We start from the raw sequence: 19,205 nt of genomic DNA on the forward strand, positions 1-19,205 counted from the left end.
CGTGACTGAAGGAACAGGCGTCAGAAGCTGTGGTCGAAGCCGACCTGGAAGTAGCGGCCGCGCGCATCGTACTGACCGAAGTCATAGGGGGCCCCGTTGATGCCGGGGAAGCGGGCGTCGTGCGGCGGGAATGCGTTGAAGATGTTGTCCACCTTCACATGGACCCGCGTGCCCGCCGGCAGTTCGTAGCCGAGGTAGATGTCGAACTGGTTGTATTCGTCCACCTTCGACTGGCCGCCCACCACCGTCGCCTGGTCGTAGGACGAGGTGTGGTACCAGGTCGCCGTCGCCTCGAACTGCTCCAGCGGACGCCAGGCGATGCGCGTCGTGCCCTTGGTCTCCGGCAGGACGCCGCCCTGGTTGGTTCCGGCCCAGTCCAGCAGGGGACCGCCCGGCACCGACTGGCGCTTGTAGTCCAGCACATGGCTCCACACCGCCGACAGGACGAACTCGCCCAGCTCGCTGTGCCGCCACCGCTGGCTGAAGTCGAAGTCGATCCCCTGCGTCTCCAGCTCGGTCAGGTTCTGGTAGGCGTTGTAGACGGCCTGTAGCTTGCCCCGCGCATCGCGGATGACGTTGGCCGGATTGTTCGCCAGCACGATCGCCGCCGAGTTCCCCGTGCCGATCAGGTTGTCCAGCTCCAGCCGGTAGAAGTCGATGCTGAAGACCGTGTCCGACGTCGGGGTGAACACGAAGCCGGCGTTGTAGCTGTAGGTCCGCTCCGGCTCGAGCGCAGTGTTGCCGATGGTGAAGAAGGTCGGGTTCTGCGACGAGTTCGGAATGTCCGGATCGTACGGGTCGATCACCGAGCCGTAGGAGATGTTGGTCGAGGCCGAGTTCTCCGACAGGGACGGCGCCCGGAACCCCTTGGCCGCCGAGGCGCGGAAGGCGAGACTGTCCAGGATTTCCCAGCGCAGACCGATCTTGGGCGAGAAGGCCTCGCCGAAGTCGCTGTAGCTGTCGGCCCGTCCGGCCAGTTGCACGTCCAGACCGTCGATGATCGGCACGTTGAACTCGGCATAGATCGCCGCCACGTCGCGCTCGCCGTCCACCGCCGCGATGGCGGGGCGGACCTGAAGCCCGTCGGTGATCTCCTTCGGGTTCCGCGATTCCAGGCTTTCGTGGCGTAGATCGATCCCCGCCGCGAAGCCGATCGGCCCGGCCGGCAGGTTGAACAGGTCGCCCGCGATCTTGAAGTCCGCGCCGTACAGCACCGAGTCCGCGGGACGCAGGGTGCTCAGCCGGATCCCGTCCAGCACGGCCTGCGGCGTCGCCGACGGATCGTGCAGGTTCAGCGTCCCGTTCGCCAGGGCCGCCGCCAGGGTGAACCGGTTGGCGAAGCCGCCCGCCACCCGCTCGCGCTCGCGGCTGGCGCCGTAGAAGGCCGTCGCCTCCCACTCGAACCGGTCGCCGCCGCGAATCCCGACCAGGGTGCGATAGGCATCCGACCGATTGGTCTTCAGCGACTGGCCCAGATCGAAGAAGGTGTACTCGATCGGGATGGCGCGGCCGTAGGGATTGTAGGGGCTGTTGGCCGGCAACAGGTTCGACACCAGCTCCGCCAGACCCGTCGTGGCGTTCAGTGCGAACCGCCCGCCTTCCAGGGTGAAATAGGGGCTGGAGCCAAAGATCGAGGTGCCCTCGATGTGACTGTAGAGCACCTCGCCGAACGCCTCGATGTCGTCGGTCACCCGCACCCGGCCGTGCAGATAGGCCTGATAGCGATCCGTCGACGGGATCAGGGTGCTGTAGTCCGCCAGATTGATGGCGCAGGTGTCCCCCGCCCGCCCATCGATCGGGGCGCTGGCCGTCAGGGTCATCCCCTCGGGGCAGTTGCCCTGCGCGTCCACCAGCGGCACCGACCGCCCGTCGACCAGGAACCGCGCGCCCCGCGCCGACCACCCGTTCCAGCGCCCGCCCGGCAGGGTCTCGTACCGACCCGACGCGGTGCGATACCGCTCGTTGTGATCCAGCCGATCGCGGTTGTAGGCCTCGACGCTCAGCAGCACATTGTAGCCGTCGGCCTCATAGTCGCCGATCCCGCCGACCGCATAGGCCCGCCAGGTGTCGAGCCCGCCCTCGTCCGAGGTGCCCGCGCTGACGCCGAAGTCGAAGCCCTGGAAATTCTGGCGGGTGATGATGTTCACCACCCCCGTGATCGCGTCCGACCCGTAGATGGCCGAGGCGCCGTCCTTCAGCACCTCGGTCCGCTGCACGGCCACCAGAGGCAGGGCGTTCACATTGACGAAGGTGTTCGACAGCCCCGACGAAGGGAAGCCGTAGTTCGCCACCCGACGCCCGTTCAGCAGCACCAGGGTGTTGGCCGAGCTCAGGCCCCGCAGACCGATGCCCGCCGCGCCGGAGGCCCAGCCGCTGTTCTGGGTCTCGTTGTTGGTGTTGCCGGTGCTGGCCGAGATCGAGCGCAGCACCTCGGCGATGGTCGCCTTGCCGGAGGTCCGCAGTTCCTCCGCGCCCAGGAGCTGGACCGGATTGACGCTGTCGGCGACCGACCGGCGGATGTTCGATCCGGTGACCACCACCTCGTCCAGCCGGGCCTCTTCGGCCTGTGGCGCGACGACGGGCGGCGCCGACGGGGCGGTCTGGGCCAGACCGGGGGAGGCGACGCCGAGCGCCGACAGCAGCGCCGCGACGGCGACCGAGTTCTTGTGCATTTGAAGTCTGTACGGAGGCGAAAGGGAGACCTCCTTCGTAGGGTGCCGTCACGCTCGCACGCCATTCAGAACGGATAGCGTCGATCTTAGATATTCTAAATCCGACCCTTGCCCCGCAATGCGCAGACCAGCGACATGACGGACAGGAACGGCCGATCTCCGAAGGACAGGCGCACGCCGTCCAGCAATTTCCTCAGAAAAACTACGCCGCCTCATCCACCCGGAACGACAGCCTCGATCGCTGCGCCGAGGTGCCATCATCCTCGAGGAAGTAGCGGTGCGGATCCCGAAGGCCGCCGTCGCCCTCACGCCGAATCCGGCCTCGGCTCAGAAGCACGGCCAGAGGGAACTGCAGACGCGACGTCGCCCGTCCGTCGTCGAACAGGAGGGTCGCCAGGTCCGACGCCGTCTGTCCCGGCTCGTCCGATAGACTGTGTTCGATCCGCTCCCGAATGGTCACGGGCACAGCCACCCCGTCAGCCGCCGCACCAGCGGCAGGATCACCAGCACCGTCGGAAAGGCCACGATCCAGGACAGGCCCCAGGACGACAGCCAGACCGACATGAACTCCGGCCCCAACCCGACGCCTCTCAGCGTCGAGACGGCCGACACCACCATGGTCATGGCGATGGAAAGAAGGAGGGCCATGACGATCGGCGCATGACGCGTAGGAAAACGCGGTCGCATCATCCGACCCTCCCCTCGATCAGAACTTGCTCGTGACGATCAGCCCCACATAGGACTGGTCCTCGGCCGTCCCGGTCTCCTTCAGGAAGTCGCCGGCGTCGGTGTAGTTGACCACCCCCGCCACGCTCCAGAATGGATTGACCGCATAGGTGACGAAGCCCGCGTAGCGCCAGCCGACGAAGGCCGAGTCGCCCTCCGTCCCCGCGCGCAGCGGCAGGCCGGACAGCAGATAGACCCCGTCTTCCTTGCTCTGACGCCACAGGCCCGCAGTCACCAGTCCGACCGTGGTCTTGGGCAGAGGCCGGAAGGTCACCTGCGGCTGGATGCTGACCAGGTTGGAGACACCGAAGTCGGTGCGCAACGAGATCGGCGGGACATAGAGCTGATTGTAGGTGCCCTGGACATTGTCGGTCCGGTCCTTGTCGCCCGAGGCCGCGTCGACCCGCAGGGCCACGCGCGGCGCCCAGCGATGATCGAAGGTGCGCCCGACCACGCCGGACACATACCAGGCCTCGATGTCCCGACCGCGATAGTCGCCGCGCTGGATCACGCCCTCGACGTCATAGTCCCAGGGCGCGGACCGCCCATCCAGCCGCACCGAGAAGGTGTCGCGATCGTCCCGACCCGCCACGCCCGTATCGAAGGCCAGGCCCAGCCGGTCGGTGTTGGCGTAGAGGAACTCCAGACGCGGCGCGCTCGGACCCGTGCCCAGACGGCGCGACAGGGTCCCGCCATAGATGCGGTAGTCGAAGTTGGTCGCATCATCGAACGACGCCTTGCCTTCGCGCAGCGCATAGCCGGCGAACACACCGCCGGACCAACCCGTCGGCCGGTCGTACATGACCCGCGCCATGTCGAAGCCGGTGCGGGCGTTCGAACCCTCGCGCGGCTCGAAGATGCGCGACATGCCGACCGCGAACTCCTGGCGTCCGACACGGAGCTTCAGGGCGCCGTCGCCGACCGAATGGCGGGTCTCGATGAAGGCCTGGTGCAGGTCCGTGCGGTTCTCCTCGACGACCGGCTCGCCGCTGTCGAGGCCGTGGGTCCGGCCGTCCTGAACCTCGGCGAAGACGCGCACGCTGGAGCCCAGATGCAGGTCGCCCCACAGGCGCAGACGCTGCTGCAGATTGCCGTCGTCGTCCTGCAGACCGCGCCCGAACCGCTCGTTGCCGCGATACTCGGCGCGCCAGCGGGCCTCGCCGCCCAGGCTCAGCCAGGCGTCGCCGCCGACCGGGATGTATTTGATCTGGGACCACGGCGTGGTGCGGGCGGCCGGATCGCTGAAGCGCGACCAGTCGTCGTCATAGTTCAGCGGGCGGAAGGTGATCGGCTGTGGCGGAGCGGACGGCGGGGCCGACTGGGCCGGCGACTGGCCGCTGAGCGGCGGAGCGGCCTGCGGAGCGGTCTGGACGACCTCGGCTTCGGCCGGCAAGGCGGCAGCGGACATCAGGGCGGCGGCGGCCGCGGTGGTGAGCAGCATGAGTTTCCCCTTGGAGAGAGGCCCGGTTGCGTCCGGGCTCAAGGATGGATCGGAAGATTATTCGGCGTCGGGCTGGGCGCCGGGCGCGGCGGCCTTGAAGGCGTCCAGTTCCAGACACGCGGCCTCAATGGCCAACAGACGCGGCCAGCGCAGATCGACGTTGAAGCGACGGGCGTTGCCGAGCTGGGGCACGATGCAGAGATCGGCGAGACCCGGCGTGTCGCCGAAGGCGAACGGCCCCTCGGTTCCGGCCAGAAGCGTGTTCACGGCGTCTAGACCCTCGTCGATCACCGATGCGGCCCAGGCCGTGACCACCTCTTCGGCCAGTCCCAGATCTCGCAGACGCTGGAGCACCTTCAGGTTCTGGACCGGGTGGATGTCGCAGGCGATGGCCAGGGCCACGGCCCGAACCTTCGCCCGCTCGACCGGATCGGACGGCAGCAGCGCAGGCCCCGGATGGACCTCGTCTAGGTATTCGCAGATGGCCAGGGACTGGGTCAGGACCGCGCCGTCATCGGTGACGAAGGCCGGTGTCAGACCCTGAGGGTTCAGGGCCAGATAGTCGGGGGCCCGCTGCTCGCCGCGACGCAGGTGGTGCGACACCTGCTCCGCGACGAGCCCTTTGAGGCCCAGGGCGATCCGCACGCGCCACGACGCGGTGGAGCGGAAGTAGCCGTGCAGGATCATGGTCTTAAGCCTCAGCCTTGCCGCGCGTGGCGCCCAGGGTGAAGACCGCGACGGACGCGATCACGGCGGGGACGACGGCCAGCAGGATCAGCGACTGGGGCGTCCAGCCGCCGGCCAGCAGCACGCCGCCGACCAGGGGACCGACGATGGCGCCGATACGACCGACGCCCAGCGCCCAACCCACGCCCGTCGCGCGGATCGCGGTCGGATAGACCGAGGCGGTCAGGGCGTTCATCCCGATCTGGGCGCCGACGACGCCGAAGCCGGACAGGGCCGCACCGAGCAGCAGGACCGTCAGGTTCGTCCCGCCGAAGGCCAGTAGCGCGATGAAGGCGGCTGAGGCGGCGTAGGCCGTGCCCAGCACCAGATAGGGGCTGATCTTGTCGATCATCCGCCCCAGGGCGATGGCGCCGACGACGCCGCCCAGGTTCAGGGTCGCGGTCGACAGGATGGCCAGCGACAGCGGCAGGCCGGCGCCCTTCAGCAGGGTCGGCAGCCAGTTCACCAGGAAGTACATGACCAAGAGGTTCATGAAGAAGGCGACCCACAGCAGCAGGGTCGTGGACGCGCGGCCCTCACGGAACAGCTGGAAGACCGAGAAGCCCTTGGCCGCCGACGACTGCTCGTGCTTCAGCCCGGCGATGAACTCGCTGACCGAGGCGTTGGCGTCGATCTTGTGGACGATGGGGGCGATCTTCGATTCCGGCGCGCCCTTGGCGACCATGAAGCGCACCGACTCCGGCAGCATGAAGAAGAGCACGGGCAGCAGCAGAAGCGGCAGAACACCGCCGACCACGAAGACCGAATGCCAGTCCCAGGTCGCGATCAGCCAGGTCGAGACCAGGCCGCCGATGGTCGAGCCCAGCGGGAAGCCGCAGAACATCACGGTGACCAGGGTCGCGCGCAGACGGGCCGGGCCGTACTCGCTGGTCAGGGCGATGATGTTCGGCATGGCGGCGCCCAGGCCGATGCCGGTGATGAAGCGGTAGATCAGAAGCTCGTTCATCGACGTCGAGAAGGCCGTCAGCAGGGCGAACAGGCCGAAGATGAAGGTGGAGATCAGGATGACGGTCTTGCGGCCGAACTTGTCGGCGGCGGGGCTCAGGGTGAAGGCCCCGACCGTCAGACCCAGCAGGCCGATGGCGAAGATCGGACCAAAGGCCGACGGCGCCAGACCCCAGTCCTCGGCGATCTTGGGCGCCACGAAGGCGATCGACTGGGTGTCGAAGCCGTCGAGCATGGCGATGATGAAGCACAGCGCCGTGACGCCGAATTGCAGCGGGCCGAACTTGGCCCTGTCGATGACGGCGTTGCCGCCCCCCTCCCCCATGGCTGCCATTTGAGTAGTCCTCCGTCTGGAGGGCGCGTCTATGCGCGCCTCTCCGGGTTGCGATTGATGATGATGCGGTTGGCGATCAGGCCGCCTTCGGCCCGATCCTGACGTTGAGCGGGGAAAGGCCCGCGATGGTGACCTCGACGTCGTCGCCCTCGACCACGGCGCCGACCCCTGCGGGCGTGCCCGTATAGATGAGGTCGCCGGCTTCCAGCTTCCACAGCTTCGAGGCGAAGGCGATGATGTCGGCGACGGGCCAGATCAGGTCGGCCAGATCGGCGTCCTGCTTCGTCTCGCCGTTGACGGTCAGCTTGATCGCGCCCTTCGACGGATCGAAGTCGCCCTCGCCCGCCTTCAGGATCACGCCCAGCGGCGAGGACTGTTCGACGTTCTTGCCGGTGTCCCACGGACGACCCTGGGCGCGGGCGTCCAGCTGCAGGTCGCGGCGGGTCATGTCCAGGCCCGTCGCATAGCCCCAGACGTGGTCCAGGGCGTCGTCCACGGCGATGTCGCGACCGCACTTGCCGATGGCCACGACCAGTTCGGCCTCATAGTGGAAGTTCGCCGTCTCGGTCGGATAGGCGATGGTGCCGGCGGGCACGACGGTCTCGGCCCAGGCGGTGAAGAAGAAGGGCGGCTCGCGGTCCGGGTCGCGGCCCATCTCGCGCGCATGGGCCTCGTAGTTGCGACCGACGCAGATCACCCGCCGAACCGGAAACTCGTCACCGGTCGAGGTCGCCGCCAGAACGGGCGCCAGGGGTTCGAACAACAGGCTCATGCGTTTTCTTCTCTGTAGAGGTTCAGTTTTTCCTGGCAGGCCTTGTCGGAGTATCCGAACAGGACCAGCTGGCTTTCGGCCTTGAACACGACCTGTTTCCAGGACGGCACGACCAGGATTTCGCGGGGGTTCAGGGCGATGGTCTCGCCCTCGATCACGGCCTCGCCCGTCCCTTCCACGACCACGAAGATGGTCCCGTCGGTCGAACGGCGCGGCTTCGTTTCGAAGCCTTCCGGCAGCAGGCGGACGTGGGCCGAGATGGTGGCCATGATCGGCCCGCCGTTGACCGGGTTCAGGAACTCCAGCGCATGGCCCATGTGCGGATCGGGCGCCTCACCGCTCGCGGCCAGACCGTCCAGGGCCGGACGCCAGTCGGCGTAGGGGTAGTGGAACAGGGGCTGGTGCGCCGGACGGCGATCGGCCGAATGCCCCTTCAGCGGACGCATGTTCCGGCCATAGCGGTTCAGGCTGTCGCCCGGCGGGACCTGTTCGGGGAACTGGTCCTCCGGGTAGCCCTCGGCGAAGCTGGCGTCGAAGTGACGGACGGTCGGGATGTCCAGTCCGTCCAGCCAGATCATCGGCGTGTCGGTCGGGTTGGAGTGATCGTGCCACTGTCCGCCCGGCGTCAGCACCAGGTCGAACGGCTTCATGATCGCCTTCTCGCCGTCCACGGCGGTATAGGCGCCGTCGCCCTCGATCACGAAGCGCAGGGCGCACTGCGTGTGTCGGTGCGACGGCGCCACTTCTCCGGGGAGGATCAGTTGCAGGCCGGCATAGAGGCTGGGCGTGATGCCCGAATGGCCGGGCAGGCCCGGGTTCTCCAGGATCAGCACCCGGCGCTCGGCCTGTTTGGCGCTGATCAGATCGCCCGCGCGCATCAGATAGTCGCGCGCATTGTCATACGACCATTTGTGCACCTTGGCCGGGCTGTCGGGCTTGGGCAGCACCAGGGCCGCCAGCTTCTCCCACAGCGGATAGAGGCCTTCCGGCTCCATCTGTTCGTACAGGGCGTTCAGCTGCGACTGCTGGTCGTTCTTCAGGGGTTCGGCGGCGTGCATCTTCAGCCCTCCATGCCGACGTGAAGCAGGCCGTCTTCCAGCTTCACCGGGAACGTCTTGACCGCGATCGTGCAGGGCGCGCCGACGGCCGCGCCAGTCTTCACGTTGAAGGTCCCCTGGTGCAGCGGACACTCGATCAGCTCGCCGTCCAGATAGCCGTCGGCCAGGCTGGCCGCGCCGTGGGTGCACAGATCGGCCGTGGCGAAATACTCGCCGTCCACGGCGTAGAGGGCGATCTTGGTCCCGCCGACGACGGCCTGGGCCACGCCATACTGTTCGAGATCGGACGGCGGCAGCGTCGGCTGCCAGGTCAGGGTGGCGGTCATGCGGGGTACACGAGACTGTTTGGGATCATTTCGGAATCGAACACCACGATCCGCTCGGCGAACCGCAGCCGGCCTTCGTCCACCACCACCTTGTCGTGGCAGACGGCGGACAGGACGATGTCGGAGGTCTTGTCGATCAGGGTCTGGACCAAGAGCAGATTGTGCCGGACCTGAACGAACCCCTCCCCTTCGCCCACGATGCGCGGAGCGGTCGGAAAGCGGCGGTAGTAGCGCGGCGCATACATCTGGGTCCGCGTCAGGCCGGTCACCCGGTCCTTCAGCATCCCCCGGCTCTCGGCCTGCATGGTGCACAGCGTATATCCGGCCTCGTAATTCTCGCGCGGGATCACCCGGTACAGGCACTCCTCGGTGAAGAACTCCGGCCAGTCGTGCAGGCGCACGTCGTCCAGCGTGGCGTAATAGTCGTCGAACAGGTCGCGCACGGCGTCGCGCGTGATCGCGACCGGCTTCTCGAGAACGGCGGTGCTCACAGGCCCATCACCTTTCTCCAGTAGCGATACATGCCGCGCACGGCCGTCTCGGTGACCTGGTGGTCGGTGCACTCGATCTCGCGACCGCCCATCTGCAGGATGAAGTTCTTGTCGGGCGACCCGTTGGCGCCCTGCTGGGTCATCTCCAGCACCTCGCCGTCGTCGGCGGAGACGAAGCCGGCCGGCCCGAACAGATTGGCCTGACGCGTCCGGCGCAACCGCATCTCCGGCGTGTCGTCGGCATAGCACCAGTGGGTCCAGTGGAAGTCGAAGCCGCCGACGCCCTTGGGCACGATCTGGCGCGTCGTCAGGCTGTTGATCTGCTGCTGCAGGATCACCGACGGGAAGATGGTGATCATCCCCACGGTCTCGTCGCCGGCGAACTCCTGCACCACGTCCATGACGCGCGGGTCCTCCAGAACCAGATCGCCCTGGAAGTTGCGGACGTCGGCCAGATCCTCGGACGCCTTCTGCTCGCCCTTGCGCGAGATCAGGATGCCGTGGCGACCCTCGTCGTCGATGTCGACGGCCGACTTCTGGTCGGCGCGGAACAGGCCGAAGGTGGCGAAGAACACATGCAGCAGGCCCGCGTGATACGGGTCCTTGATGTTCTCCTGCATCTGTTTCCAGTTCGCCGGAATGTGCTGGCGATTGTAGCCCAGCACCTCCAGCTTCCGGCCGTCATAGACGCGGGTGTAGTGCTTCCAGAAGGTCTCGCCGAGATACTCGCGGAAGGTCGGCGTCTCGTCCGAGAAGGTGGCCCAGATCACGCCGTTCACCTCTTCGACGCGCAGCTTGTTCAGCCCGTTCTGCGACAGGTCGAAATCCGCCGGCATCCCGCCCTGACGCTTCACCCCGCGCCGGAAGGGCACGCCCTGCAGGTCGCCGTTCAGCGCGTATGACCACTGGTGATAGGGGCAGATCAGCTCCTGCGAATGGCCGAAACGGGCCTGGCAGAACTTGACCCCCTTGTGGGCGCAGCGGTTCTCGACGACCGAGATTTCGTTCTCGGCCGACCGCACCATGACCACCGGCTTTTCGCCCAGGGTCGTGGTCTTCCAGTCGCCGACGTTCGGCAGCTCGCACTCCAGACCGACGTACAGCCAGTGCGGCCCGTACCAGATCTTCTGCAGCTCCTCGGCGTAGATTTCAGGGTCCGTATAGACCCAGTAGGGCACGGCCGCGTCGGCGTCGGCCGGCCAGGCCCGACCCTCGGGCGGACGAACTGCGATGTTCAAAACCAAAGCTCCCGGCACTGAAAATTCGATCGACGATCTCGGTCGCCGTTGACCGCACTGATGTCGTGGTTTTTGATCTATGTCAAACGCGTTGCACATTGTGCAGCGACACAAGGAAGTGAAACGACATGGACCACCGCATCGTCATCGTCGGCGCCGGCCACGCCGGAGGGGCCGCCGCCATCGCCCTGCGCGAGCTGGGTTTCGCGGGTGAAATCAATCTGGTGGGCGACGAAACGCACCTGCCCTACGAGCGCCCGACCCTGTCCAAGGAACTGCTGTCCGGCGCCGATTCCGACCCGGTCCATCTGGCCGACGCCGAGCGCTGGAAGGCGTTAGACGTTCGTCTAACTCTCGGTTCGGAAGTGACCGGAATCGACCGCGAGAGCCGCGTCGTGACCCTCGCCGACGGCGCCGCCCTGCCCTTCGATACCCTGATCCTGGCGACCGGCGGACGCGCCCGCCGACTCGATATGCCCGACCATCCGCGCATCCATGTCCTGCGCACCGTGGACGACGCGCGCGGTCTCGCCGCCGGCGCCAAGCCCGGCGCGAAAGCGGTCATCGTCGGCGGCGGCGTGATCGGTCTGGAGGCCGCCTCGACCCTGGTCGGCATGGGTCTGTCGGCGACGGTTCTGGAGGCCGGCGACCGTCTTCTGGGCCGCAACATCCCCGCCGAGGCCGCCCAATGGCTGGCCGACGCCCACGCCCGTATCGGGGTTCAGGTTCGCCTCGGCCGCTCCGTCGTCTCGGTGATGGAAACCGGCGAGGCCCTGACCGTCGCGCTCGACGACGGCTCGACGCTGGACGCCGACCTCATGGTCGTCGGCATCGGCATCGTCCCCTGCGCCGAGATCGCCGAGACCGCCGGCCTGCCCGTCGCGGGTGGGGTCCTGGTCGATGCGAACTATCGCAGCCTCGCCGACGACCGTATCTTCGCCATCGGCGACCTGGCCGTCCGCACCTTCGGCGACGAGCCGACCCCGCGCCGCATGGAGACCTGGGCCCACGCCCAGACCTCGGCCCGCGCCGCCGCCCTGGCCATCCTCAGCCGGCCCGCCGAACCCGAGCCCGCCCCCTGGTTCTGGACCGCCCAGTGCGGCCACATGCTCCAGATCGTCGGCGATCCGGCCGCCGGAAACACGGTCGTCACGCGCGGCGACGGCGTCCGCCTTTATGTCCGGAACGACATCCTCGTCGGCGCCGTCTGTCTGGATCAGGCCCGCGACTTCGGCACGGCCAAGCGGATGATCGGCAAACCGCTGAAGCTCGACGCCGCCGCCGACCCTTCGATGGATCTCAGAAAGGCCGCCGCCTAGACCGCCGGCCGTCGCCCGCCGATCGCCGTGGTGACCCGGTCGCACACGGCGATCAGCTGCTCGCGCACCGCGTCGTCCAGCTCCGGCTTGAAGGCGGCGGTGGCCAGCACCGTCGCCGTCATCACCGCCTCCTCCTGCAGATCGAAGATCGGCACGGCTGTCGCCCGCAATCCCGGGATCACCGATCCACTCACCGACGAATAGCCGTCCGCCCTTACCCGCGTCCGCAAGGCCTCGACGTCCACCGGCTCCAGCCCCCGGCTCTCGTCGGTCTCACGCTCGATCAGATGTCGTGTGTGATTGTCCGGCCGGAAGGCCAGGAACACATGCCCCGTCGCCGACCGCAGCAGCGGCAGGGACGACCCCACCATCAGCGACGTCGCCACCGGCGGCGACCCCATGGCCCAGCGCACCACGATCGGCCCGACCGGCCCCAGCGACGCCATCTGCACCGTCCGCCCCGTCTGGTTGGCGAACTCGGTGATGGCCAGATTGGCCTCGTGAAACGCGTCGATCCGGGTCAGGGCGCCCAGCCCAAGCCTCAGCGCCGCCGGACCCAGATCGTATCGCCCGCTCGCCTCGTCCTGCCGCGCCATCCCGGCCGCGACCAGGCTGGCCAGATACCGGTGCGCCTGGGACGACGACAGGTCCGAGGCCGCCGCGATCACGCCCAGCGGTTGCGCCCCTTCCTGAGCGGCCAGCACGTCCAGCACCCTCAGGCCGATGCCCACCGACTGGATTCCGTGTCGCCGCTCGTTCGCCATCTCAAGCCCTCTACTTCACCGACGCGGGCGCCGAATCCGACGACCATAGACGAAGCCGGCGGGCATCCGGCTATAGCGGAACGTCGCCTTCCTTCGATTCATCGGGGGTCGACAAGCCGGCGTCGCCCTCGTCGAACAGGTGGAACTCGTGCCACAGGCCGTTCAGCACGCCGAAGGCCACCGCCAGTCCGAGACCCAGGATCCAGGAAAAATACCACATCGGTTCAGTCTCCTATGGCTCAGTAGAGGTCGGGGTTGGTCTTCAGGGCGGCGGTCGATGTCCGGCCCCACAGCACGCGATAGACCCAGGCGGTGTAGAACAGGATCAGCGGCAGGAAGATCGCCGTCACGATCAGCATGATGAACAGGGTCAGGTGGCTGGACGAGGCGTTCCACACCGTCAGGCTGGACTGCGGATGGATCGAGCTGGGCAGGATGAAGGGGAACATCGACAGGCCCACCGTCGAGATGATGCCAACCGCCGAAACGGAAGATCCTCCGAACGCCAGCGGCGCCGACCGTCTCCACAGTCCGACCAGTCCGACCACCGCCCCGGCGAAGCCCATGACCGGGGCGATCATCATCCACGGATGGAGGCCATAGTTGTCCAGCCAGGCGCCGGGCGCGGCCTCGACCGTCGTGCGCAGCGGGTTGGACACCCCCTGCACGTCCAGATCGCCGGTGATCCGGAAGCCCAGCGGCCCGAAGGCGACATAGAGGCCTCCGACCGCGAACAGGACGATGGCCAGACCGCCCGCGACGCTGCCGTAGGTCCTCGCCCGGTTCATCACCGGCCCCGGCTCGGCCTTCACCGCCAGCCAGGCCGCGCCGTGCAGCACCAGCATGGCCACCGACAGCAGGCCGGCGATCAGGCTGAAGGGGGTGAACAGGCCGAACAGGTTCCCTTCGTAGAAGCTGCGCAGATCGCCATCCAGCCGGAAGGGCGCGCCCAGCATGACGTTGCCGACGGCCACGCCGAACACCAGGGCCGGCACGAAGCCGCCGATGAACAGGCACCAGTCCCAGAAGGACCGCCATTTCGGCGACGGCCGCTTCGACCGGTATTTGAACGACACGGGCCTCAGGATCAGGGCCGCCAGCACCAGGAACATGGCCAGGTAGAAGCCGGAGAAGCTGACCGCATAGACGAACGGCCAGGCGGCGAAGATCGCGCCGCCGCCCAGGATGAACCACACCTGGTTGCCCTCCCAGGTCGCGCCGACGGTGTTGATCACCATGCGGCGCTCCTCGTCCGTGCGGGCGACGAAGGGCAGAAGCGCGCCGACGCCCAGGTCGAAACCGTCCGTCAGGGCGAAGCCGATGAGCAAGACGCCCAGCAGCCCCCACCAGATCAGGCGGAGCGTGGCGAAGTCGATGGGAAGATCCATGATCGGATGTCCTGAGAAGGTCTGGATCAGGCCACGGCCGGCGCGGGCTCGCGCGGGTCAGGGCTTTCGGGGCTGGGCTCGCTGAACGTCTCCTGTTCGTGGAACGGCCCCTTCTTGATGGCGTGGAGCATCAGCTTCACCTCGACCACGGCCAGGGCGCCGTACAGCAGGGTGAAGCCCGCGATGGTCGCCCACAGCTGCGGCACGGTCAGGCTGGACGCGCCCAGGAAGGTCGGCAGGACCCCGTCCACGGCCCAGGGCTGACGCCCGAACTCGGCCAGGATCCAGCCGAATTCGATGGCGATCCACGGCAGGGGAATGGCCAGCACCGCCACCCTCAGGAACCACTTCGTCTCATGCTTCCTGAGCGTGCAGAGCACGAAGGCCGTGGCGAACAGGGCGATCATGAACATGCCGACCCCGGCCATGACCCGGAAGGCCCAGAACAGCACCGGCACGTTCGGCACCGTCTCCCACGCCGCCTGATGGATCAGCTCGGGCGAGGCGTCGCGCGGATCGGCGACGTGGCGTTTCAGCAAGAGGCCATAACCCAGGTCGCGACGATGCACCTCGAAGTCGGCGCGGGCGATCAGGTCCTGGGGATTGGCCTTGATCCGCTCCAGGGCGTCATAGGCCAGGACGCCGTTCTCGATCCGCGTCTCGGAGATGGCGACCAGTTCGAAGATCCCCTCCACCGGCTTGTCGATGGTGCGGGTGGCGATCAGCCCCATGACCCAGGGAATTTGGACGGCGTAGTGGGTCTCGCGATCCGCCATGCTGGGAATGCCGACCAGGGTCAGGCCGGCGGGCGCGGGCTCGGTCCGCCACATGGCCTCCAGCGCGGCCAGCTTCATTTTCTGGTTGTCGGTCAGGGTATAGCCGGACTGGTCGCCCAGGACGACGACCGACAGGGAGGACGCCAGGCCGAAGGCGGCCGCCACCGTCATCGACCGTTTGGCGAAGCCGACGTGCCTGCCCCTCAGCAGATAGAAGGCCGAGACGCCCAGCACGAAGACAGAGGCGCAGACGTAACCGGCCGAAACCGTGTGAACGAACTTGGCCTGGGCCACCGGGTTGAACAGCACGGCCATGAAGTCGGTGACCTCCATCCGCATCGTGTCGGGATTGAAGGCCGCGCCGACCGGGTTCTGCATCCAGCCGTTGGCGATCAGGATCCACAGGGCCGACAGGTTCGTGCCCAGCGCCACCATGAAGGTCACGAACAGGTGGGCGTGGGGCTTCAGCTTGTCCCAGCCGAAGAACATCAGCCCGACGAAGGTCGCCTCCAGGAAGAAGGCCATCAACCCCTCGATGGCCAGCGGAGCCCCGAAGATGTCGCCGACGTAGTGGCTGTAGTAGGCCCAGTTCATCCCGAACTGGAACTCCATGGTGATCCCGGTCGCGACGCCCAGGGCGAAATTGATCCCGAACAGCAGGCCCCAGAACCGGGTGATGGTTCGCCAGATCGGCCGGCGGGTCATCACATAGATCGACTCCATGATGACCAGCATGAAGCTGAGCCCCAGAGTCAGGGGCACGAACAGGAAGTGGTAGAGGGCCGTCAGCGCGAACTGCAGACGGGACAGGTCGACGACCGCGAGGTCGATCATGGCGTTGCTCCGGGACGCCGGCCCCGACGACCGACGTTGGACCGGCCGTAGGACCATCCCCGACCGGGCGCCTTGATCTGTATCAAAGCGCGAGCCGATGCGCCTGTGTATGATGACGCATGTCCGTCGCGCCTCTCGAACCCGCCACCCCGGCCGCCTGGCTGAAGACGGCCGGTCGTCCGTGGCGGCGGCTGACGACCACGGCCGGTCTGATCGTTGTCGCGGACATCCTTCCGGCCATCGGCTTCGCGGCGGGACTGTCGCTGACCGTCACCCATATCGAGCGCGGCCTGGGCGCCGCCCTGCCCTGGCTGACGCTCGCCGTCGTCAGCCTGATCCTGCGCGGCCTGATCGGACAGGCGAGCGTGATGATCGGCGTCCGACTGGGTCGGGCGGTGAAGGTCGACATCCGGGGCCGTCTGCTCGCCGACCTGTTCGGTCGCGGCGATCGGTCACGCGACCGGCTGACGGCCCTGGTGGAGGGGGTAAGCGCGCTGGACGCCTATTTCGGCCGGTTCGCGTCGCTGCGTCTGGCCGCCGCCGTCTCCCCCCTGCTGATCATCGCGGTCGCCGCCGTGGCCAGCCCGGTGTCGGCGGGCATCCTCGTCTTCACCCTGTTCCCGTTCGTGGTCGGGATGGCGCTGGCCGGGACGGCTGCGGCGGGCGAAAGCCGGCGGCAATTCCAGGCGCTGGAACGTCTGTCCGGCCTGTTCGTCGATCGCATTCGCGCCCTGCCCGCCCTGCTCGCCTTCGAGGCCGAGGATCGCACGGCGAAGGACATCACCGCCGCGTCGAACGATCTGGAGCGACGCACCACGAAGGTGATGCGGATCGCCTTCGTCTCCTCCGGCGTGCTGGAGTTCTTCTCCGCCCTCGCGGTGGCCCTGATCGCCGTCTACTGCGGCTTCAACCTGTTGAGGCTTCTGCCCTTCCCGGTTCCGGAGCAGCTGGACCTGGCGCGCGCCTTCTTCGTCCTGGCGCTCGCGCCGGAGGTCTATGCTCCGATCCGGCGTCTGGCCGCCGCCTACCATGACCGTCAGGCGGCCGAGGCGGCGGCTCCATCGCTGATGACGGAGGACAGCGAACCGAAACCCGCCCTGGATCTCGGTCCTGAGGCGCCCGCCATCCTGTTTCGAGACGTCGCCATCGCCTACGGCGACGCGGCCCCGGTCATGCGGGATTTCACCCTCGACGTCCGGCCGGGACAGGTCGTAGCCCTGGTGGGGGCGTCCGGCTCGGGCAAGTCCAGCCTGCTTCATCTGCTGCTGGGTCTGGCGCCGCTGACCGACGGCGAGATCGAGGTGGGCGAGGCCCGCCTGAGCGCCTGCGACGGCTTCGCGGGCCAGATCGCCTGGGCCGGCCAGCATCCGCTGATCGTGCCCGGAACGCTGGCCGAGAACGTGGCCCTGGCGGATCGCACGGCCTCGCCCGAGCGCGTCACCCTCGCCTGCCGCGTCGCCGGTCTGACCCTCGACCTCGACCGGCGGATCGACGAGCGCGGGGGCGGTCTGTCGGGCGGAGAGCGCCGCCGTCTCGGCCTCGCCCGCGCCTTCCTGAAGCCCGCGCCGATCCTTCTGCTGGACGAGCCGACCGCCAATCTCGACGTCGAGGCCGAGGCCGCCATGCTGGACGCCATCCGTCAGGCCGCCGAGGGGCGCACCACCCTGATCGCCACCCATTCGCCCGCCGTCGCCGCCCTCGCCGACCGGGTGGTGCGGCTGTGAGCGCCAACACGCGCATCGGCGCCCTGATCGCCGCCCAGGTCCGGGCCCAGCGTGCTCGCCTGCGTCTCGCCGCGCTCGCTGGGGCGGTCGTGTCCGTGGCCGCCGTCTGCCTTTTGGGTCTGTCCGGCTGGTTCATCACCGGCGCGGCCCTGGCCGGTCTGGCGGGCGCGCTGGCGGCCCAGGCCTTCAACTACATGATGCCCAGCGCCATCATCCGGCTTCTGGCCATCCTGCGCACGGGCGCCCGCTACATCGAACGCGTGGCGGGGCACGAGGCGGCTTTGAAGGCCCTGGCGCGGCTGCGCCCCCAACTGTTCGACAACATCGCCAGAGGTCCGGTCTCGCGGGCGCTCGACACGTCCTCAGGCGAGGTCTCCGCCCGTCTGGTTCAGGATGTCGACGCCGTTCAGACCCTGTTCGTGCGGCTCTCCGCGCCCTGGAGCCTCGGCGCCGGCGCCGCTGCCGCCGTCATCCTCGCCGCCCTCGCCTCGCCCCTCGCCGGCGGCCTCCTCCTGCTGGTGATGGCCGTAGCCTGCCTCGGCTGCGTTCTGATCGCCAGACGTCTGGCCGAGCCCGCCGGGCGGGAGGTTCAGGTCGCCGTCGGCGCGCTCAAGGATCGGCTCTCGGCGCTCGAAGCCGTGGCCCCGGAACTGAAGGCCTACGCCCTCGACGACTGGGCGACGCAGGAAGTCGCCACGGTCGCCGCCCGGCACGACGACGCCGTGGCGAGCCTGGCCAGGGCGGGTGGCTGGATCGCGGTCTGGCAGGCCTGCATGACGGCGACCGCCGTCGGAGGTGTAGTCCTGACCTGCGCCGGAGCGCCCGCTCCGCTGGTCGCCCTGGCCGCCCTCGCGACCGTCATGGGAATGGACAGCGCCGCCGGCCTCGCTGGAGCCCTGCATCAGAACGGCGCGGCCCAGGAGGCCATGGCGCGACTGGACCGGCTGTTGGAGGGCGGGCCCGCGAAGCATGAGACGAAGCGACCCGTGCCCACCCTCGTCCTGACCAGGACTGCGTCTCCCCTCGCCCCTCCCGCCAGGATCGCGATCTTCGGCCCCTCGGGTTCGGGCAAGACGACCTTGGTCGAACGACTGATCGGCCTCAGGGAGATCGAGGCCGGCGTCGCCTCGCTGGCCGGGGCGGACTCCGCGCTTCTGACGCCCCCGGATCGTCGGGCGCTGTTCGCCTACGCCGCTCAGGACGTTCGGCTGATCGACGGCACGATCCGCCAGAACCTGCTGATCTCGGGACCTGCTGACGACGACACCCTCTGGGCCGCGCTGGAAGACGCCGGTCTGGCGGACCGCGTCCGCGCCGACGCCTGGGGTCTCGACGCCCCCATCGGATCGAATGGGCAACGGCTCTCGGGCGGCGAACGGCGTCGACTCGGGCTGGCTCGCGCCTATCTGCGCGACGCGCCCTGGCTGATCCTCGACGAACCGACCGAGGGGCTCGACGTCGCAACCGAGGCCCGCGTTCTGGCGTCGCTGGATCGACGTCTACGCGCCCATGGACAGGGGCTGATCCTGGTCAGCCACCGTTCGTCGCCGCTGGCCCTGTGCGAGCATCTCCACCGCATCCCCGAGGACACGGGCGGAGATCGAACAGGGACGGCTCCCGCCCCCGCCCCGGCTGCCGCCTGACCTCGGC

18 protein-coding genes are annotated in these 19,205 nt (G+C 68.1%); 3 read left to right on the forward strand and 15 right to left on the reverse strand.

From position 1 onward, the window contains the following. Window positions 1-20: 20 nt before the first annotated feature. From ACETK8_RS15035 to ACETK8_RS15085, 11 genes are all read right to left on the reverse strand, one after another. Complete coding sequence (locus tag ACETK8_RS15035; RefSeq protein ID WP_374036642.1) at window positions 21-2,672, reverse strand: TonB-dependent receptor plug domain-containing protein; 2,652 nt, start codon at window positions 2,670-2,672, stop codon at window positions 21-23. Between the two features lie 202 nt (window positions 2,673-2,874). Next, window positions 2,875-3,132, reverse strand: a complete 258-nt coding sequence (locus tag ACETK8_RS15040; protein WP_374036643.1) for a hypothetical protein — start codon at window positions 3,130-3,132, stop codon at window positions 2,875-2,877. Next, window positions 3,129-3,320: a DUF2798 domain-containing protein gene (locus tag ACETK8_RS15045; RefSeq protein WP_374036644.1), complete on the reverse strand. Its 192-nt coding sequence runs from the start codon at window positions 3,318-3,320 to the stop codon at window positions 3,129-3,131. Before ACETK8_RS15045 ends, ACETK8_RS15040 begins: the two co-directional genes overlap by 4 nt. Window positions 3,321-3,378: 58 nt before the next feature. Continuing rightward, window positions 3,379-4,839: an alginate export family protein gene (locus ACETK8_RS15050; RefSeq protein WP_374036645.1), complete on the reverse strand. Its 1,461-nt coding sequence runs from the start codon at window positions 4,837-4,839 to the stop codon at window positions 3,379-3,381. A 57-nt stretch (window positions 4,840-4,896) separates the two neighbouring features. Beyond that, entirely contained in the window at window positions 4,897-5,526 is a 630-nt protein-coding gene (gene maiA, locus ACETK8_RS15055; protein ID WP_374036646.1) for a maleylacetoacetate isomerase, read from the reverse strand. 4 nt (window positions 5,527-5,530) lie between these two features. Continuing rightward, window positions 5,531-6,865, reverse strand: coding sequence for an MFS transporter (locus ACETK8_RS15060; protein ID WP_374036647.1), 1,335 nt, complete (start codon window positions 6,863-6,865; stop codon window positions 5,531-5,533). Window positions 6,866-6,941: 76 nt separating this feature from the next. Continuing rightward, on the reverse strand, window positions 6,942-7,637 hold the full coding sequence (locus ACETK8_RS15065; RefSeq protein WP_374036648.1) for a fumarylacetoacetate hydrolase family protein: 696 nt from the start codon (window positions 7,635-7,637) through the stop codon (window positions 6,942-6,944). After that, window positions 7,634-8,695, reverse strand: coding sequence for a gentisate 1,2-dioxygenase (gene gtdA, locus ACETK8_RS15070; RefSeq protein WP_374036649.1), 1,062 nt, complete (start codon window positions 8,693-8,695; stop codon window positions 7,634-7,636). Before gtdA ends, ACETK8_RS15065 begins: the two co-directional genes overlap by 4 nt. A gap of 2 nt (window positions 8,696-8,697) precedes the next feature. Beyond that, window positions 8,698-9,021, reverse strand: a complete 324-nt coding sequence (locus tag ACETK8_RS15075; RefSeq protein WP_374036650.1) for a non-heme iron oxygenase ferredoxin subunit — start codon at window positions 9,019-9,021, stop codon at window positions 8,698-8,700. Next, the gene (locus tag ACETK8_RS15080) at window positions 9,018-9,512 is read right to left on the reverse strand and encodes an aromatic-ring-hydroxylating dioxygenase subunit beta (protein WP_374036651.1); all 495 of its coding nucleotides are present in this window, start codon (window positions 9,510-9,512) and stop codon (window positions 9,018-9,020) included. Before ACETK8_RS15080 ends, ACETK8_RS15075 begins: the two co-directional genes overlap by 4 nt. After that, window positions 9,509-10,750 carry an aromatic ring-hydroxylating dioxygenase subunit alpha gene (locus tag ACETK8_RS15085; RefSeq protein WP_374036652.1) on the reverse strand — a complete coding sequence of 414 codons (1,242 nt, stop codon included), beginning with the start codon at window positions 10,748-10,750 and terminating at the stop codon, window positions 9,509-9,511. Before ACETK8_RS15085 ends, ACETK8_RS15080 begins: the two co-directional genes overlap by 4 nt. Window positions 10,751-10,878: 128 nt before the next feature. Between ACETK8_RS15085 and ACETK8_RS15090 the strand changes: the two genes are divergently transcribed. Beyond that, the gene (locus ACETK8_RS15090; protein WP_374036653.1) at window positions 10,879-12,069 is read left to right on the forward strand and encodes an NAD(P)/FAD-dependent oxidoreductase; all 1,191 of its coding nucleotides are present in this window, start codon (window positions 10,879-10,881) and stop codon (window positions 12,067-12,069) included. Here ACETK8_RS15090 and ACETK8_RS15095 read toward each other — a convergent pair. From ACETK8_RS15095 to ACETK8_RS15110, 4 genes are all read right to left on the reverse strand, one after another. After that, window positions 12,066-12,833, reverse strand: coding sequence for an IclR family transcriptional regulator (locus tag ACETK8_RS15095; RefSeq protein ID WP_374036654.1), 768 nt, complete (start codon window positions 12,831-12,833; stop codon window positions 12,066-12,068). The two genes, ACETK8_RS15090 and ACETK8_RS15095, sit on opposite strands and share 4 nt — an antisense overlap. Before the next feature lie 70 nt (window positions 12,834-12,903). Next, entirely contained in the window at window positions 12,904-13,053 is a 150-nt protein-coding gene (gene cydX, locus ACETK8_RS15100; RefSeq protein WP_374036655.1) for a cytochrome bd-I oxidase subunit CydX, read from the reverse strand. Between the two features lie 19 nt (window positions 13,054-13,072). Next, on the reverse strand, window positions 13,073-14,221 hold the full coding sequence (gene cydB, locus ACETK8_RS15105; protein WP_374036656.1) for a cytochrome d ubiquinol oxidase subunit II: 1,149 nt from the start codon (window positions 14,219-14,221) through the stop codon (window positions 13,073-13,075). 26 nt (window positions 14,222-14,247) lie between these two features. Beyond that, window positions 14,248-15,828, reverse strand: a complete 1,581-nt coding sequence (locus tag ACETK8_RS15110; RefSeq protein WP_374039413.1) for a cytochrome ubiquinol oxidase subunit I — start codon at window positions 15,826-15,828, stop codon at window positions 14,248-14,250. A 122-nt stretch (window positions 15,829-15,950) separates the two neighbouring features. Here ACETK8_RS15110 and cydD point away from each other — a divergent pair, with 122 nt between their 5' ends. Continuing rightward, window positions 15,951-17,555 carry a thiol reductant ABC exporter subunit CydD gene (gene cydD, locus ACETK8_RS15115; protein ID WP_374036657.1) on the forward strand — a complete coding sequence of 535 codons (1,605 nt, stop codon included), beginning with the start codon at window positions 15,951-15,953 and terminating at the stop codon, window positions 17,553-17,555. Next, entirely contained in the window at window positions 17,552-19,198 is a 1,647-nt protein-coding gene (locus tag ACETK8_RS15120) for an amino acid ABC transporter ATP-binding/permease protein (RefSeq protein ID WP_374036658.1), read from the forward strand. The genes cydD and ACETK8_RS15120 overlap by 4 nt, the downstream gene beginning before the upstream one ends. Window positions 19,199-19,205: the final 7 nt, after the last annotated feature.

The sequence above is a fragment of the Brevundimonas staleyi genome (assembly GCF_041893865.1).
GTDB lineage: Bacteria > Pseudomonadota > Alphaproteobacteria > Caulobacterales > Caulobacteraceae > Brevundimonas > Brevundimonas staleyi.

Bases quoted from the DNA above. Each gene is read 5' to 3' on its own strand.
- ACETK8_RS15035 (WP_374036642.1), bottom strand. From the start codon at position 2,672: ATGCACAAGAACTCGGTCGCCGTCGCGGCGCTGCTGTCGGCGCTCGGC.
- ACETK8_RS15045 (WP_374036644.1), bottom strand. From the start codon at position 3,320: ATGGCCCTCCTTCTTTCCATCGCCATGACCATGGTGGTGTCGGCCGTC.
- ACETK8_RS15050 (WP_374036645.1), bottom strand. From the start codon at position 4,839: ATGCTGCTCACCACCGCGGCCGCCGCCGCCCTGATGTCCGCTGCCGCC.
- maiA (WP_374036646.1), bottom strand. From the start codon at position 5,526: ATGATCCTGCACGGCTACTTCCGCTCCACCGCGTCGTGGCGCGTGCGG.
- ACETK8_RS15060 (WP_374036647.1), bottom strand. From the start codon at position 6,865: ATGGCAGCCATGGGGGAGGGGGGCGGCAACGCCGTCATCGACAGGGCC.
- ACETK8_RS15065 (WP_374036648.1), bottom strand. From the start codon at position 7,637: ATGAGCCTGTTGTTCGAACCCCTGGCGCCCGTTCTGGCGGCGACCTCG.
- gtdA (WP_374036649.1), bottom strand. From the start codon at position 8,695: ATGCACGCCGCCGAACCCCTGAAGAACGACCAGCAGTCGCAGCTGAAC.
- ACETK8_RS15075 (WP_374036650.1), bottom strand. From the start codon at position 9,021: ATGACCGCCACCCTGACCTGGCAGCCGACGCTGCCGCCGTCCGATCTC.
- ACETK8_RS15090 (WP_374036653.1), top strand. From the start codon at position 10,879: ATGGACCACCGCATCGTCATCGTCGGCGCCGGCCACGCCGGAGGGGCC.
- ACETK8_RS15095 (WP_374036654.1), bottom strand. From the start codon at position 12,833: ATGGCGAACGAGCGGCGACACGGAATCCAGTCGGTGGGCATCGGCCTG.
- cydX (WP_374036655.1), bottom strand. From the start codon at position 13,053: ATGTGGTATTTTTCCTGGATCCTGGGTCTCGGACTGGCGGTGGCCTTC.
- cydB (WP_374036656.1), bottom strand. From the start codon at position 14,221: ATGGATCTTCCCATCGACTTCGCCACGCTCCGCCTGATCTGGTGGGGG.
- cydD (WP_374036657.1), top strand. From the start codon at position 15,951: ATGTCCGTCGCGCCTCTCGAACCCGCCACCCCGGCCGCCTGGCTGAAG.